22 protein-coding genes are annotated in these 15,406 nt (G+C 30.3%); 1 reads left to right on the top strand and 21 read right to left on the bottom strand.

Annotated elements, in window-relative coordinates; all coding sequences use genetic code 11:
- Positions 1 to 279: 279 nt before the first annotated feature.
- Both ACJDT4_RS09565 and ACJDT4_RS09560 read right to left on the bottom strand, forming a co-directional pair.
- Positions 280 to 759 carry a hypothetical protein gene (locus tag ACJDT4_RS09565; protein WP_406787336.1) on the bottom strand — a complete coding sequence of 160 codons (480 nt, stop codon included), beginning with the start codon at positions 757 to 759 and terminating at the stop codon, positions 280 to 282.
- Positions 760 to 856: 97 nt separating this feature from the next.
- On the bottom strand, positions 857 to 1,450 hold the full coding sequence (locus ACJDT4_RS09560; RefSeq protein ID WP_406787335.1) for a type 1 glutamine amidotransferase family protein: 594 nt from the start codon (positions 1,448 to 1,450) through the stop codon (positions 857 to 859).
- A gap of 528 nt (positions 1,451 to 1,978) precedes the next feature.
- On the opposite strand from ACJDT4_RS09560, the gene ACJDT4_RS09555 reads away from it, so the two are divergent.
- Positions 1,979 to 2,731 carry a class I SAM-dependent methyltransferase gene (locus tag ACJDT4_RS09555; RefSeq protein WP_406787334.1) on the top strand — a complete coding sequence of 251 codons (753 nt, stop codon included), beginning with the start codon at positions 1,979 to 1,981 and terminating at the stop codon, positions 2,729 to 2,731.
- A gap of 306 nt (positions 2,732 to 3,037) precedes the next feature.
- Here the strand turns inward: ACJDT4_RS09555 and ACJDT4_RS09550 are convergent, their stop codons facing one another.
- The 19 genes from ACJDT4_RS09550 to ACJDT4_RS09460 all read right to left on the bottom strand — a co-directional run bounded on the left by ACJDT4_RS09550 (position 3,038) and on the right by ACJDT4_RS09460 (position 15,309).
- A complete protein-coding gene (locus tag ACJDT4_RS09550; RefSeq protein WP_406787333.1) occupies positions 3,038 to 3,853 on the bottom strand; it encodes a sugar nucleotide-binding protein in 816 nt (271 codons plus the stop codon).
- A gap of 44 nt (positions 3,854 to 3,897) precedes the next feature.
- Positions 3,898 to 4,593, bottom strand: coding sequence for a class I SAM-dependent methyltransferase (locus ACJDT4_RS09545; RefSeq protein WP_406787332.1), 696 nt, complete (start codon positions 4,591 to 4,593; stop codon positions 3,898 to 3,900).
- A gap of 26 nt (positions 4,594 to 4,619) precedes the next feature.
- Complete coding sequence (locus ACJDT4_RS09540) at positions 4,620 to 5,045, bottom strand: GNAT family N-acetyltransferase (protein ID WP_406787331.1); 426 nt, start codon at positions 5,043 to 5,045, stop codon at positions 4,620 to 4,622.
- Between the two features lie 184 nt (positions 5,046 to 5,229).
- Positions 5,230 to 5,727 (bottom strand): GNAT family N-acetyltransferase, encoded by a 498-nt coding sequence (locus tag ACJDT4_RS09535; protein WP_406787330.1) that lies wholly within the window; start codon positions 5,725 to 5,727, stop codon positions 5,230 to 5,232.
- Positions 5,728 to 5,756: 29 nt separating this feature from the next.
- Entirely contained in the window at positions 5,757 to 5,981 is a 225-nt protein-coding gene (locus ACJDT4_RS09530; protein WP_406787329.1) for an NUDIX hydrolase, read from the bottom strand.
- The gene (locus ACJDT4_RS09525) at positions 5,978 to 6,427 is read right to left on the bottom strand and encodes a hypothetical protein (protein ID WP_406787328.1); all 450 of its coding nucleotides are present in this window, start codon (positions 6,425 to 6,427) and stop codon (positions 5,978 to 5,980) included. Before ACJDT4_RS09525 ends, ACJDT4_RS09530 begins: the two co-directional genes overlap by 4 nt.
- 260 nt (positions 6,428 to 6,687) lie before the next feature.
- Positions 6,688 to 6,999 carry a hypothetical protein gene (locus ACJDT4_RS09520; RefSeq protein WP_406787327.1) on the bottom strand — a complete coding sequence of 104 codons (312 nt, stop codon included), beginning with the start codon at positions 6,997 to 6,999 and terminating at the stop codon, positions 6,688 to 6,690.
- Positions 7,000 to 7,175: 176 nt separating this feature from the next.
- Positions 7,176 to 7,754, bottom strand: coding sequence for an alpha-ribazole phosphatase (gene cobC, locus ACJDT4_RS09515; protein ID WP_406787326.1), 579 nt, complete (start codon positions 7,752 to 7,754; stop codon positions 7,176 to 7,178).
- A 487-nt stretch (positions 7,755 to 8,241) separates the two neighbouring features.
- On the bottom strand, positions 8,242 to 8,886 hold the full coding sequence (locus tag ACJDT4_RS09510) for an HD domain-containing protein (RefSeq protein ID WP_406787325.1): 645 nt from the start codon (positions 8,884 to 8,886) through the stop codon (positions 8,242 to 8,244).
- A gap of 20 nt (positions 8,887 to 8,906) precedes the next feature.
- Entirely contained in the window at positions 8,907 to 9,662 is a 756-nt protein-coding gene (locus tag ACJDT4_RS09505) for an AAA family ATPase (RefSeq protein ID WP_406787324.1), read from the bottom strand.
- Between the two features lie 109 nt (positions 9,663 to 9,771).
- Complete coding sequence (locus ACJDT4_RS09500; protein WP_406787323.1) at positions 9,772 to 10,467, bottom strand: transglutaminase-like domain-containing protein; 696 nt, start codon at positions 10,465 to 10,467, stop codon at positions 9,772 to 9,774.
- Positions 10,468 to 10,612: 145 nt separating this feature from the next.
- Positions 10,613 to 11,365, bottom strand: coding sequence for a helix-turn-helix transcriptional regulator (locus ACJDT4_RS09495; RefSeq protein WP_406787322.1), 753 nt, complete (start codon positions 11,363 to 11,365; stop codon positions 10,613 to 10,615).
- A gap of 61 nt (positions 11,366 to 11,426) precedes the next feature.
- On the bottom strand, positions 11,427 to 11,948 hold the full coding sequence (locus ACJDT4_RS09490; protein ID WP_406787321.1) for a cysteine hydrolase family protein: 522 nt from the start codon (positions 11,946 to 11,948) through the stop codon (positions 11,427 to 11,429).
- Between the two features lie 19 nt (positions 11,949 to 11,967).
- Complete coding sequence (locus ACJDT4_RS09485; protein ID WP_406787320.1) at positions 11,968 to 12,777, bottom strand: TIGR02452 family protein; 810 nt, start codon at positions 12,775 to 12,777, stop codon at positions 11,968 to 11,970.
- Positions 12,778 to 13,022: 245 nt separating this feature from the next.
- Positions 13,023 to 13,412, bottom strand: a complete 390-nt coding sequence (locus ACJDT4_RS09480) for a VOC family protein (RefSeq protein ID WP_406787319.1) — start codon at positions 13,410 to 13,412, stop codon at positions 13,023 to 13,025.
- 161 nt (positions 13,413 to 13,573) lie between these two features.
- Positions 13,574 to 14,044 carry a hypothetical protein gene (locus ACJDT4_RS09475; RefSeq protein WP_406787318.1) on the bottom strand — a complete coding sequence of 157 codons (471 nt, stop codon included), beginning with the start codon at positions 14,042 to 14,044 and terminating at the stop codon, positions 13,574 to 13,576.
- Positions 14,045 to 14,057: 13 nt separating this feature from the next.
- Entirely contained in the window at positions 14,058 to 14,294 is a 237-nt protein-coding gene (locus ACJDT4_RS09470) for a DUF1653 domain-containing protein (RefSeq protein ID WP_406787317.1), read from the bottom strand.
- 60 nt (positions 14,295 to 14,354) lie between these two features.
- Positions 14,355 to 14,768 (bottom strand): hypothetical protein, encoded by a 414-nt coding sequence (locus ACJDT4_RS09465; protein WP_406787316.1) that lies wholly within the window; start codon positions 14,766 to 14,768, stop codon positions 14,355 to 14,357.
- Positions 14,769 to 15,054: 286 nt separating this feature from the next.
- Positions 15,055 to 15,309 (bottom strand): CPCC family cysteine-rich protein, encoded by a 255-nt coding sequence (locus ACJDT4_RS09460; RefSeq protein ID WP_406787315.1) that lies wholly within the window; start codon positions 15,307 to 15,309, stop codon positions 15,055 to 15,057.
- Positions 15,310 to 15,406 lie beyond the last annotated feature (97 nt).

Here is a 15,406-nt window from a genome sequence, read left to right as displayed (position 1 = left end):
AAGCAATAAATACAGCTGGTATATCTGATTTTAATCTTCTTGCTCTATCCTTTAAATCCATCCTTCAACTCTCCTATAAGCTAATGCCTTTTATATAGCCTTATGAATGTGTTAAACATATCCTTGCAATCAATTTAGCGTTTAAATCAACTGACCTGCTGTGTCTTACCCATGGTCCTGGATTTAGCTCTGCCCTATTTCTAATTCTCTTTCTGCTTCTTTGAGATTTAACATAATATCTTCCCCTATAAACTAAATTTTATGATTTATTATACCATATTAACCTTTACTGCCTGCATAATTTAAAAGCACCTTGTATGTGCCCATAATTGTAAATGCATTTCTAAATTGAATAGCATCTTCCTGCTCATGTTTCCATACCTTTTTAAATAAATGATAATTTAGTTCTTTTGAAAGTAGCACTAAAATATCGTTAAAACTATAATCCATATCAAAACGCAAGCCCCAAAACTTAAGCAGCTCGTCATCTATTTCTTTATTGTACTCATCTTTGCTATATCCACTTAAAAAAGCAACAACATCGGAACATTTTTCTGTTTTACAATACTTACATGGTCTGCAAATATCATCACAATCTCGAGTAAACCTTATAAATTCTACTTTTCCGTTTACAACCATATTTCCAATCAAATAAAAGTCATGGTTATAGTTAATATCTGGAACAAAATTTTCTATTCCTTTTCCGTAGAGCTTTAAGATATCTAATAAGTGATGCGGTTTTATAACAATATTCTCCATAATTCCTCCTTTAGATTCTTTTCCAATAATTAATCAAAATATAATCTAATACTAATTTACACCATAACCTCAGGTAAGGAGCAAGTTTATTTAAAAATTACAATTTTATATACTTATAGAAACCCAACTTATTAAATTTATACCATTCGTTAATTTTTTCTACAGGTTTAAACTTCAAATATAGCATAATTTCCCTAGCAAACTCTAAAGAACCTGTACCATTTGCAGTTATTATGCCCGAATCACAAACTGCCTGTTTCTCAACAAAATTACAATCACCTTTGTAGTTCACCGCTTGTGACTTCATATACTCTAGTGTGTTTCCTGAATGTTTTATCTTATCGAGATATCCATTTTCAGCCATAAAATTAGTCGCATTGCAAATTGCTCCTACTGGTATATGATGCTCAATGGCATACTGAACTACAGGCTTAACACCATCGTTTTTATTTTCCGGCCAAGCATAGCCGCCGATTAAAAGCAACAGCTCGAAATTTTTAGGATAATCACTTATAGAATAATCAGGAAGTACTCTAAAACCTCCCATAGATATCTTAGACTCTTTATCTAAACCTAACGTTTTTACAACATAATCAGTTTCTTCTCCATTTCCATTAAGCTCTGAACAAATATATGAGCTTTCCCAATCTGCATATCCATCAAAAATAAACACAAGTACCTCTTTTTTCATTTTAACACTTCCTTTCCAAAGTATTGTACAATAAAAAATACGACAACTATATGTCATATTTTAGATAGACAACATGGAAAGCTGAGATTAATAATAACAAAATCACCTTGATAAACGAATTTGAAAAGCAGAGTATACAACCAAAGCTGCCTACAGTATCTATATCTTTTCCGATTACAAACAACATTGATATTATAGAAGGAATAATCATAATGTCTAGTACTTACTCCTACATCAGGCAATCCAAAATCCACTGAATTTACTGCTCTGCTAATTTTCCAAACCTTTTCACCCAAAAATTCAATTTAATCAGTATTACACCCTCCAGTACGTATAGCTTTAAAAAAATCCAACTTTTCATTCCAAAGCATTTCACTCATAATTAATACATCTTATCATAAAAATATCCTCAAATTATATATTATTTTATGCAGTTTTGCAAAATAGTGGAATTGTATCTTAATAATTGATATGATAAATAAAGAGTTGTTTATAATATATTTTCTAGTGAAAGATGAGGTTATAAATATGGATAAACAATATACAGAAATAAATTCTAAAATTTTTGATAAATGGGCTACCAGTGGATGGGAATGGGGACAACCAATTAATCATAGTGTTTTTGAAAGAGCGAAAAATAATGATTGGTTCGTATTGTTAACACCTACGAAACCTGTACCAAAGGAGTGGTTTTGTGAACTTAATAATGCTGATATACTTGGTTTAGCTTCTGGCGGCGGTCAACAAATGCCAATATTTGCTGCATTAGGTGCAAACTGTACAGTAGTTGATTATTCAGAAAAACAACTGTTAAGTGAAAAAGAAATAGCCAAAAGAGAAAATTATGATATTAATATAGTTAGAGCCGACATGACAAAGCCTCTACCTTTTGAGGATGAATCCTTTGACTTAATTTTTCATCCAGTTTCTAATTGTTACATAGAAGATGTTCTTCCCGTCTGGAAGGAATGTTACAGGGTATTAAAAAAGGGAGGAATTTTATTAGCTGGCTTGGATAACGGTATTAATTATATTTTCAATGATGAAGAAACAGCGGTAATTCATAAGCTACCATTTAATCCCTTAAAAGATAAACAATTATATGAAGATTCGATAAAAAATGATTGTGGAATTCAATTTTCACATACCATTGAAGAACAAATTGGTGGACAACTGCAAGCTGGTTTTACCCTCACAGGTATATATCAAGATACAAATGACGTAGGTAGACTGCATGAATTCAATGTTCCATCTTTTTATGCAACAAGATCAACGAAATAACAATGCTTCGTCACGTTAAAAAAATCCTATAAATCTAAGGTTCAAAAATCTTAAAACACTAAGATTTTCAATAACTCGCTATCGCTCAAACAAATTGAAATATCTAAGCATTTTAAGATTTTTGAGCCAAGATTTATTAGGCTTTTTTTAAATCGTTCCTTCAGCATTGTTACTTCGCTCCCACGGTAGTGCAAGGAAAAAGTTCCTCCGTACCTACGGAATTTTAGCGAAAATCTTTATATTTCATCATTTAAACAATTTATTGTAAAGTATTAGTTTATTATGATAAACCTAGTATTAGCAATCTTAGTCTTTCAACTTATTATCGCCAATCTCTTTTATTACTGTATTTAATAATAGTTTTCTTTTATCATTATTTAAATTGTGGTATTTATCTTCCTCTTTATAGTCAGGTATTATAAAGCTGCTATCAATTCCTTGCAGTTTTGCTAAACACCTATAAAAATCATAATAGCTTACTGGATCTTCACCTGAGATATTCATTATGCCTGTGATATCTTTATACGCAAGTTCAATTATGGCATCTGCTAAATCTTCTACATTAACATAGCTAGAGTACATATTAGCCGTTCTTGAATACTTCTTACCAGTTTTTGAAATATCCAGTAATGCTTTCATTCTTGAATCCATTTTACCATCATAATCATACCCATATATACTACCTGGTCTTACTATCAAGTGATTATTATGTTTTTTTACTATATTCTCACCTTCAATTTTGCCATTAATATATTTATAAAAGTATTCATCCTCAATACGCTTATGCGGCAATACATTTTCAGATTGATCCTTGCCTTGTCCAACTGTAGTAGAAACATAAATTAACCGTACATGCTTTGAGAGGTTATTAACAATTTCATTTAACCCTATTTGTGATAAAGCTATTTCTTGCTCTGGATCATAAATACTCCAAATAATTATGTCTGGTTTTAATGAAATTAACTTCTTAACATCTAATTTATTTAGCACATTAATTTGGATAAGCTCATTTCTAGTAGACTTGCAACAAGTTCCATAAATCTCATCACTGCTGCTTTCTTTAAGCTTTTTGTATATTGTATTTCCAAGATATCCACTTGCTCCTATAATCAATATCCTCACAATTAATTCTCCTCTCAATTTCATATCTGATCTACCCTCTAGTACTAATTTTTTCGCAAAATGACATGATGAAAGAATGCTATAGCCTTATACGCTTCCAATTCGCTTACCTTTAACTCTATTTTAAGCATTTGCTCCTGCCACGTTTTATCCTTTTGAATTTCTTGATTTTGCTGCAAATCCCAGAAGGCTTTCATTCCTAAGATTTTTTCTATTCTAAGCTTATCCGACCATTCCAATATATCTGAATCCTCATAATAATTAATTGTGCCAAACTGCTGTGCATGTCCACTTTTTCCTTCTAATAATTCATTTGCATGTTCAAAGTTATTTAACAGTACCATCATCTGCATTACTCTTCCAGCTCTATTATGCTTTAAAATAGACAAATATCCATTTTTCTTTAATATTCTCGAAAATTCAGTTATAATTTCTTTTCTTTCATGTGTGTATTCAAGAACATTATGACATAATATCACATCAAAGGATTCATCTTTAAAATTCTTAAGTTCCTTCACATCACCTTTTATTTGTGTATAATCATTTTCTGTAAATCTATCACAGAGCATCTTTTCATTTGGCTCAATTGCAACAACCTCATTATCTACAGCAAAATGACTAGCTGTTATACCATGTCCACTTCCAAAATCCAAAATTCGTTTATTATGTATGCATTTTAACTGTTCCCAGGTCATTTTCTTTTGTAGTAACTCCCATGTAGCAACATCTTTAATATCCATAATCAACGCCTCCTATCTATATAACATCATCTTAGTGGTCTACTATTTCTTATTTCCATCAAATCCATGGGTCTAGAAGTAGGCTTGAAACCAGCCTTTTCATAAACCCCATGAGCATCCTTTGTAATTAACAGCCACTGATACACATCTCTTAATTCTTCATGCTGTAATATATAATTTATAATTTTTTGACCTATTCCCCTTTTTCTAAACTTCTCTTCAATATATACATCCGTTATATATGCAAATCTTGTTTTATCAGAAATCACTCTTGCATAACCAATTTGTTCACTACCACTCGCAAAAGCTCCAACAACTAATGCCGAATTAATAGCACCTTTTTTTATTTCTTCAATTTTAATGTGAGGACTCCAGTATGCCTTTGAAAGCATCTCTGTTATCCTTTCAAAATCCATCTTTTCAATTCCATCTTTTATAATAATGTTTTCCATAGTAATCCCCTTCCCTAAAAATATAATCTAATACTAATTTACACCATTACCTTAGGTAAGGAGCAACTACTTTAAAATAATCCTATCAGTTCACCTACAGCTTGTTTCCAAAACTTTTCTGGAATATCTGACAAAACTGCTATATCCATATTTTATCTCCTTAATCTCCACTTCATTATAGCTGTTAATTATACTGCATATCTTTTGAAAAAAATTCTTGTTTGATACCCTTGTCATCTGGTCTTCTCGTTTCTACATAATTTCCTTCTGTATATCTTCCAATAATTTTTCTCCAAAAACATATTGCAGGTTCATTAAAATCAAACTGAGAAACCCTCCATTTGCCAGGAAACATATCAAAAATCATATTTGTAACTCTTTCTCCAATCTTTAACCTTCTATATTTTCTCATAATAAAAAAGTGTCTCAAATAATTAACACCTTCTTCATCCATAAATTTTATAACTGCTAAACCAGCCAATTTTCCTTCAACTTTAATTAGAAATGAACTATAGTTATCTTTAGTATAATACTCATCAACATCCTTTAATTGTTGATACAATCCATTATCGTCTATATCCATCTTGTTTAATTCGCTAAAATCATAAGCAAATAATTGATTCAAATTATAAAAAATATCTTTTTCATTTTCTGTAACCTTACTTAGCGATATATTTATCATTTTATCCTCCATAAATAGCATTTGATTTACTATAATTTCAATAAATAAAACAGCAGCGCGGTAAGTGACAGTCCATCTTTTATCTCATTATCTCTTATCACTCTTTTTATCTCTTTTACAGAAATCCACTTTACTTCTTTTATTTCATTTTTATCAAAGTCACTAACAATACTAAGGGCTGAAGATTTTACAATATTGAATACTTGATTTGACATTCCATTTGAAGAATTGTAAGAATAGATAAAATCAGTCACTCTAAACGCAATGACGCCCCATTTCCCCAGCCGTCAGCTTCTGCAGTATCTTCTAAAATATAATATTTATTTTTAAATTTTACAGCCACCCTCCCACTATTAGAAGTAAATATTTCTGTCCCTCTTTTTATCCCATTAGATACCCCATTAGCTTTTGGTTTTAAGAAAAATAATATCTCTTTCCTAACAGTGCCAGCTTTAGTTAATCTAATACCTTTTAGCTCTTGTGGATCTGCAGCAGCAGGAGAGCATATTACGTACAATTTGTTGTTATATCTTAAATATGTCCAGCACAAATCCGAAGGGATAAATCTATTAACAAGCATAGGACTAAATTCATATATCAATAAAATTATTATAATTGTAACTATCAAATCTTTTAGAAGTCCTATTATGAAATTTTTTAATTGCTTAAATTTAAAATCAATTTCTATAGGCTTTTTCACTTCAAACCTTCACCTCGAATTTTTATCGGATCTGCTACATAGCTCTTGTATATTTCATGGCATAATTCTCTTGTTAAGGTTTTTAATAGAACCTTTTTTCCCTTTATGTCCACTTTTACACCCCCAAAATTTTATTAACATTTCTTTTCAATCTATTACATTTTATAATTATATCCTATGGTAAAAAAATAACAATAAACATAAGTTTATCGTTATTTTTACCAAATCAATAAAAACCATTAATTATACATTTGTTCTCATTATTTAACACTTGTAAAATGATATGATTGTTTACCCTTTAAAATTAAATCACCATTATTATCAATTTCATATGTATAATCTTCCTTATTAAGCATAGTTGGTGACAATGTAAGCTTATTTTTACTTACAGTGTAAGCCCCACCACCCCAATAATACTGTGATTTGAAGCTTCCATCACTTTTAAACTCAACTATATCCTTTTTATCTTGCCATTTTCCTACAATGCTATTAGATTTTTTACATCCTCCTAGTGAAAAGATAATACCAATAGCAACAAGTAATACAATTATTTTTCTCGTCTGATTTCTCATCTTTGACGCCCCCCAATACATAGATAAACATATTAATTATATCAATTTTACATTTATATGTAAATATCTATAAATATTTCCTTAACTGTACATTATAAATTTTATTATATTCATAATAAAGATTCTCACCTAAAATTCCATAGGAACAGAGGGTTTTTTAACGCGACGAAGCATTGTTACTTCTCAACTTGTATTAACAAATCATTATCTATTTCTGTAATTGAAGTATTATCTGTTTTAAAGTTCAGCATTTTATGAAAAGGCGTATTGGTTAAATAACATTGTATTGACATAATCACAGCACTATGAGTTACAATTGCAACATCATCACGATTTTCATTAATAATTCTATGTAGTACCGCTAAAACACGCTCTAGCATTTCTTGATATGATTCACCTTTAGGAGGTTTTGTGTATCTTCGATTTATGTACCATTTTTCATATTCCATTGGATATTTTTCTTTAACTTCTTTCCATGACATGCCTTCCCACTCTCCAAAATTAATCTCCTTTAAACCTTCTATTGCTACCTGCTCCACATTAGTAACTCTACTCAAAATTTCTGCTGTTTTAAGCGCTCTTTTTTGTGGACTTGAATAAATTTTTGAGAATTTATAATTATTTTTAAGTATCATATTACTCAGTTCCTCTGCTTGTTTGATACCAGTATCATTAAGTTCAGTATCACGGCTTCCTTGTATTTTTCCTTTTACATTCCAATCTGTTTGTCCATGTCTTATTAAAAATAGTTTCATAAATTACTCCTCCATATAAATATCATCTACAAACTGTTCTAATTCTTTATAATTGCTTATTAACTTTACATTTTTATCCTTAATAAAGATTCTCACCTAAAACTCCGTAGGAACGGAGGAATTTTTGAGACCACTGAAAAAGTCCCCATATTTTTTGCACAAATTACTTGGTAAAATAAGTAAGGCTCTAGGAGGCCTTCTAATAGCCCTCCAACAACTTTTTAGACATAAATGACCTGCAAAAATATACAGATATATCTAAATTAGTAATGTTTTTTAGTTTTTCAGTGGCCTCGAATTTTTTCCTTGCACTACCGTGGATGCGAAATAACAATGCTGAAGGAACAGTTTAAAAAAATTCTAATAAATCTTGGTTCAAAAATCATAAAATACTTAGATATTTCAATCTGTCTGAGTATTTTTTCAGCGAGTTATTGAAATTTCTTAGGATTTTATGATTTTTGAGCCTTAGATTTATAGGATTTTTTTAATGCGACGAAGCATTGTTATTCGCAGGTTTCCATAATGGTGCATCCTTAAATGTAGTTTCCTTTATATTTGGAAGCATGTCATAAACAGAGCATCCCATTTGCTGTTCAAAATATTCCTTTATTTCAAACGTAGCATTCCAGCGTTCAACAGTAAATGGAAATACTCCATATCGCCTTGTCGTATTAACAAAGCGTTTTTCCAACATACAAAAACCTTGAGCATCGGCTAGTGAATCACAAAGTATAATCAACTTATCATAATCATCATATACTATGCTTTTTAAATACTGACGAACAAACTCACTTTCTTTTGCATTCATATCATTTTTTCCTATTTCTTTATCAAAGTCTGGAACTGGAAATGAATGCGTCAAGCAAATTCGTGAAATCTCATCAAAGCCTTTTTCTTTAGCAAAATTATATCCATCAATAATATGTCTTCTTGCACTTATACCATACCTTCTACCAATATCATGGAGAAGTCCTAATTCATATGCTTTATGTGGATTAAGGTTTTTACACTTTTGCGCAATTATTTGAGCTGCTAGTCCGACATTGATAGAATGTTCTGTCCATGGTCCAGGATTTAATTGCCCTGCTATGTTTAGTTCCTTTTCTGCTATTTCTTTGATTGGAAACATCTTTTAACCCTCCAATAACACTACTTTCCTAAAAGTATATTTAAAATTCTTTCATTATCATTTAAAAAACCTTTCATCACTAAATAATTTTCAGTTTCTTCATATCTAACAGCTCTAATGTCATTTTTTATTTCATATATTATTGAATCAGGATATGCCATAATTATTGGAGAATGCGTAGCAATAATAAATTGTGAATTATCCTCTACGAGATCATGCATCCTCGATATCATAGACATTTGCCTTGATGGAGACAACGCCGCTTCAGGCTCATCAAGTATATATAAGCCATTTCCTCTGAATCTATTCATAAATACTGAAAAAAAGGATTCTCCATGAGATTGTTTATGCAGCGAAATTCCCCCATAGGAATCTATTATTCTTGAAATTGCTGGCTGTTCCAAGTCCAAATTATCAATATTTGTAGCAAGATTATAAAAACTCTCCGCTCTAAGAAAAAATCCATCCTCTGGCTTCCTAATACCTTTTACTAGCTTAATATAATTTTCCAGCTCAGAATGGGTATCACATGATGAAAAATTAAAATTCTTAGTTCCACCTTCTGCATTAAATCCGTATGAAGCTGCAACTGCCTCTAATATTGTTGATTTACCAGAGCCATTTTCTCCAACTATAAAGGTTACTTTAGGATGTAATTTTAACTTTGATAAATTTTTTATTGCAGGCAAGTTAAATGGATACTTAGAAAAGGATTCTATTTTATCACTTTTAAGTTCTATGCTCTTTACATATTGATTATTTTCCCATATCTCCATATATAATCTCCTAAATTTAACTATTTTAATACGAATTTATACCATTACCCTAGGTAAGTAACAAGTAATTTTTGTATTATTCTACACTTATTTAAAATATGCACTTTCACTAATTTCGAATTTTTTCTACATTTCTATTCATAAGCTTACGTCCAATATTTTGATAAATCCACCTTTTTAGCGGAGATAACCGCTGCTTATACTTCTCAAAAAATTCATCAGGTGAATTGAACACTCCAAAATCATAGTTAATGCTTTCTTTTTGAATATATGTATTATTGGCATTCCACTCTATTTGAGGATTTTGAAAATTATCCGTAGCAACACCATACCCACAAAAACTAGTCTTGCAATCAAAAAACTTTTCTTGGAGTTTTTTCAAATATTCACTGTCCAAAATAAATCCCTCTATGTTATAAAAGCATACTTTATATTGAATTTCAACCCAGCTGTGAACAATATTTTGGGGAGCAAGCCTATAAATTAATCCTTTCATTGCACCCTTTTGCAAGCTTTTATCGATGGTAAAGCCATGAATTCTGCAGGGGATTCCAACTGCTCTTAAAAGTGCCATAAATAAAGTTCCTTTTGTATTGCACTGCCCATAACCATCATTTAAAACTTCAGAAGCGGAAATTGTATCATCTGTATTATATCCAAACCTGATATCATCACGAACAAATTTATAGATTTTTCTGATTTTTTCAAAGTCATCCTCATTTGACCACTGCTTTTCCCCTATCAATTTCTGAATTGAGCTATGGCTAAAATTTAACATTTGAGTTTCCTTTAAATATTCGTTCATTGTGTAACACTCCCTTTCTATAGATTAACCGGTTCAACTACCAAAATCAATTTGTATCATAATGCTCAGAGAACAGCATTTTGATACAAATTAATTTTGAAGTTCCAAGCGGTTTATCTTTAATTACACAATATCAAAATACACATCAGAAAACTTTCAAAAATCCGCTATCTCTTATTATATTTTTAGCGGACATTCCAGTCATCATTTTGTTTGTATATGCAAGATGTGATGGACTATCAAAGCCAGCATTAAGTGCTGCTGTCGTTATGTTTTCTCCTTTAAATATTAATTCATATGCACTTTGAAGTTTACGCAAAACAATATAACTTTTTAGTGGAATTCCAGTTTCCTTTTTAAATAAATGTGCTAAACGGCTTTCAGAAATATATATTTTTTCAGATAAATATTTTATTTGATGAAATTCATCTTCACAAGAATAGTGATTAAAAAGTTCTAGAACCTCCTCAATTCGTTCATCAAAGCTTATTATATTACAGGAAGCAAATTTATAATCAATACTCTTAACAAAGGAGATTAAATCATCTTCTCTTCTCTTTAAAAGTGCGTTTTTAAAATTTTGCTGCATAATAGCAGTTTCTTCGTCGGGAAAAACATAAAAGGATTTATCTTTTACCTTTCTTCTCATCACAAGCCCTAGCTGTGTTGTAGGATCAAGCAACATAGTAAAATGGATTTTTCCCTCTGCATTAAATTTATGTACTGTGTTCATATTTACAAAAACAGCATTGCAAGTAATAATGCTTCCATCAACTTCAATATTCAGGTTACCTTCACAGCTAAGAAACATTTGCAGCAACCAATGTTTATGAACTTCGGCGCTTACACTATCTGAGATTGCAGCAAAATTTTTACCATATTTAATAATATAGTTCATTTTATCACCAACAAATTTACCATTTAATTCACCTATATATTAATATTATTCTTCCTATAAACTACTTCATTCTTTCAATTATTTCATCTACTGAAATACATTCTGCATATCTGCCATTCCACATAAATTCATTGTAATACTTATAGCTCTGCTCTGCAGGCATAAATTTGTTATCAACTGTTGTATTTGCATATGCTGGAACTATAACATTAAAGCCATGTTCAAAGCCACATTTTATAGTAGCATCAATACAATAATCTGTTTGCAGCCCTACAACAATTATATCCTTTTCTCCCTTATTCTTTAGATACTCTAATAAACCTGTTCCTTTAAAAGCACTGTTGACCTTTTTATCAAATATTTTCTCATTCTCCATAGGCTGAAACTTCTCATATATTTCAAAGCCATCAGTTCCTTTTGTAAGTTCAGTTCCTGCCCCATCATCATGACGTACATATATTACTTCAATATTATTTTCTCTAGCTGCATGTATTATCTTTTTAACATTAGAAACAAATTTATTAAATTCATATAAATTTTGATTTACTATTAACCTTTGCGTATCAACTACTAATAAAACCATTTTAATCACTCCTTATAAATTATCTTAGTTCCCTGCGAAAAATATCTATCATTGTCATATTCCTATCATATATAACAAAAACAATTTTTACATCACTACTCTTCATATTTTCTTTTAGCTGTGATGCAAACATACGTGAAACCTCTTTAGGATTATTTCCAAATACTCCGCAGCCAAAAGCTCCTAGTACAACAGCGCTTGGATTTTTGCTAAAAGCTAACTTTAATATTTTATTAATTCTTATATTCATAGCTTCGTTTATAATACTTTCACTAATTCCCCTTCCTCTTGCCACGTTAGCATTTACAGCAGGAGAGGTTATAAATGAGCAGAGAACAGGTTTATCAAGAAATTTGCCGCTGTCATCTCTAAAAATTGGCACATCAGGTGAGTAAATCATTTTATCTGAATATAATGGACTCCCCTGCTTTCTATGAAATTCATAAAACTCCGAACATTTTATAAGACATGGATATAGTGAAGAAGCTCTTGCAATACTTTCTTCCTGTGCATTAGCACCAGTTTGAAACCCTCCGCCAGGGTTCTTAGCAGAAGCAAAATTAAGAGCAACTATATTTCCACTAATTCCACTGTTTCTTAACTCTATTATTGTATTAATAGTAGTATTATTAACAATAACAGGTTTCAATTTATCAAAAGAACCATTTGAAGTTTTATTAGTTCCAAATTCTCTAATTAATTCTGTGCCTTTTACAGCCTTATTTACTAAGTCTTTTACGTCTACTTTTTCTTTAAGACTGTTAATATAATATCCATTATTAATTACAGCTAAAGTTTCATTAGCTATCTTCTTATAATATTGTCTCAATTATAATCACCCCACAATTATATCCAACTTTAATTAGTATAAAGATTATATAAATAATTTTTTTCTAGTACCCACAAAAATATTTTTGCAGCACCTTGCTCTTTTGCATGTTCAATTCAATCTTTGATTAGAATATTTTCTATACCTTGTCCTTGAAAAAAAGGCATCAATATAAAGTTCAAAAATTTCCGCAAGCCTTGATGCATCTTTTTTTTCTGCTTTTCTAATCATATTAATATCTCCTACTATCTATTAAAGGACCCAATCTCAATAAGATTTCCTTCTGGATCTGCAATATAGCATGTCCTTTGACCCCAAGGCTCTGTTGTCGGTTTCATCACTGATTTTGCACCTTTAGAAATAACATTTTCATATGTCAAATCAACATCTGTATGCTTAGGAACGCTTAAAGCAATCTCATAGTGACCATTTATCCCCTTAGCATAATTAAATCTGTTATTTGTCATATTTTGAAAATCATTTCTTCCATAAAACATGAATAATACTCCATCTTTTTTAAGCATTACATTGGGTTCTTTTCCATCCCATTCTATTTCAAAGCCAAGGACATTTTTATAAAAATCAACCATTACCTTCATATTGACAACAAATATTCCAATACCATCTAATTTCATTTTAAATTTTCCCTTCAATTAAAATTTACAGTTTCTCTGATAAAAATATTTCAATATCATTCTTGTCCTTTTTATCAAAATCAAATTTAATTTTATTATCATGCCTAAAACCACATGACTTAATTGGCACATTCATTTCAAGCGATGTTTCATTTTCAAACTTATAAGCTTTTACATCCTACCAACTGTGGTAAATTCCAAAGCTTAATACTCCATTTTTCCAATTTCATTATCCGCTCTATAATGCCCCCCTGTATCAAAGTTAATATTAACATCATAAAGCATAAATGAAGTATATCCATATCATGTACAATTAAAAATATTCCAAATATAAAAATTGTATCTACTATAAGGAATATAAAAACATTTCTAAGTCTTTTCCTTGCACTAGGTATTAATTTAAATTTTGCATATCCAAATTGCCTCTTACTTTTATATGTATTATAAATATCTACAATCATAATAATAACTACAATTACCAATAAAGCCAACATAAAGAACTCAAGAACATCCGTGCTTCCAAAAACTTTAATTTCAGCCACCTTATATTTTGCCATAGCAAATCCCACAAAACCGCCTATTATTACCGCCATAAAAAAAAGCACAAGAAAAACTTTTCTCCATTTTTGCATAAAATTCTCCTCTTTAAAACATATTCACATCATTTATCTCTTCAAACCTATAGATTTCTTTGCCATCAACTTCTTTTTTGCCTAAAAACATATCTAACGGTCTAACCCATACTTTCCTATCTCCATAAAGTGCCTGATAAACAACCATATCTTCAAGCGTTTCTGAATGTTTTGCTACATAAAGGACTGAATATTCTTTTCCATTAAAATGCCTGTACTTTCCACCTATATTTATTTTCCTTTTATCCACTTATTTACTACCTCCTAAATTAAAAGGCTAACTTCTCCTTGCATAAGAATTATCTGATAATTAATCCCACCACAAAGAATATACTTTATATCCTTTCCCAAGTTTTGGTGCAAGTTTAGGTTGTCCATACATATAACCTTGTGAAATTTCACTTATTTGAAGATCCCTTACCCATTTTATCACTTCATACTCTTCTTCATCTGTAAGTATATATACTCTTTCTGAAAAAGGCCACATTTCCTCGTCTTCATCATGCTCCATTATTTCTACTAAAATGTCCTGCACATTTGGTTTATTTCTTACTTGCTTTAATATAGAGTAAAACTTTTCTATACCCGGATGATTTAATAGATTACATCCTATTGATCCTATATCATTGTTCCCCTCAAAAAACAATTCTAGCGAAACTACAGGTAATGAACTTTCTATTTCATCTTCTTGTTCATAAATTTTTTCTAGCAAATCCTCTCTCATTTTTATCTCCCTACATTTATCACTAACATTACCTATTAACTATACTTTATATATTAATTTTAAGCACTTTCTTATTTATTATCAAATCATTTCACAGTGCCTTTACATTATAAAAACTCCTACAATATTATTTAGCTCTACATTTAAAGGATTAAGTACCTAAACACAAAAAAGATATAATGAAATAAGTTAATACATCTCACCATATCATTTTTTACCATCAAAAAATCTATTTTTACCTGTGTAAAATTAAAATTGTCAACAAATTAATATTCCGCTTATTGCATTACCAATCAATTCCTTTTAATTCATCTGGTTTAGGTTTTCTTACATGTATAATCATTTCTCGTTCACATGCTCCAAATTTAAAAAAATTCTCCCGTGCCTGAATTAAACTAACATGATTGGCACCCCCATCGTATGCTAGATCCTTCAATTGGATTGGATCATCCTCCCAAAAGCATACCTCACAGATATCATAATTTCCATCAGGTTTTTCAGCAAATGTATAATAACCACAGCATGGACATTTATATTTCATTTCTAATCTCCTTTAATTTATAATATAAATTTCCTTAATGATTTAATGACTACTAAAATATCACTCCAGCAGTCATTACTAAGTATTAAATAATATC

This window comes from Clostridium neuense, assembly GCF_045310695.1.
Classification (GTDB): domain Bacteria; phylum Bacillota; class Clostridia; order Clostridiales; family Clostridiaceae; genus Clostridium_S; species Clostridium_S neuense.
Note: the sequence above shows the minus strand (reverse complement) of the source record. Positions and strands in the feature narration are given on the sequence as shown.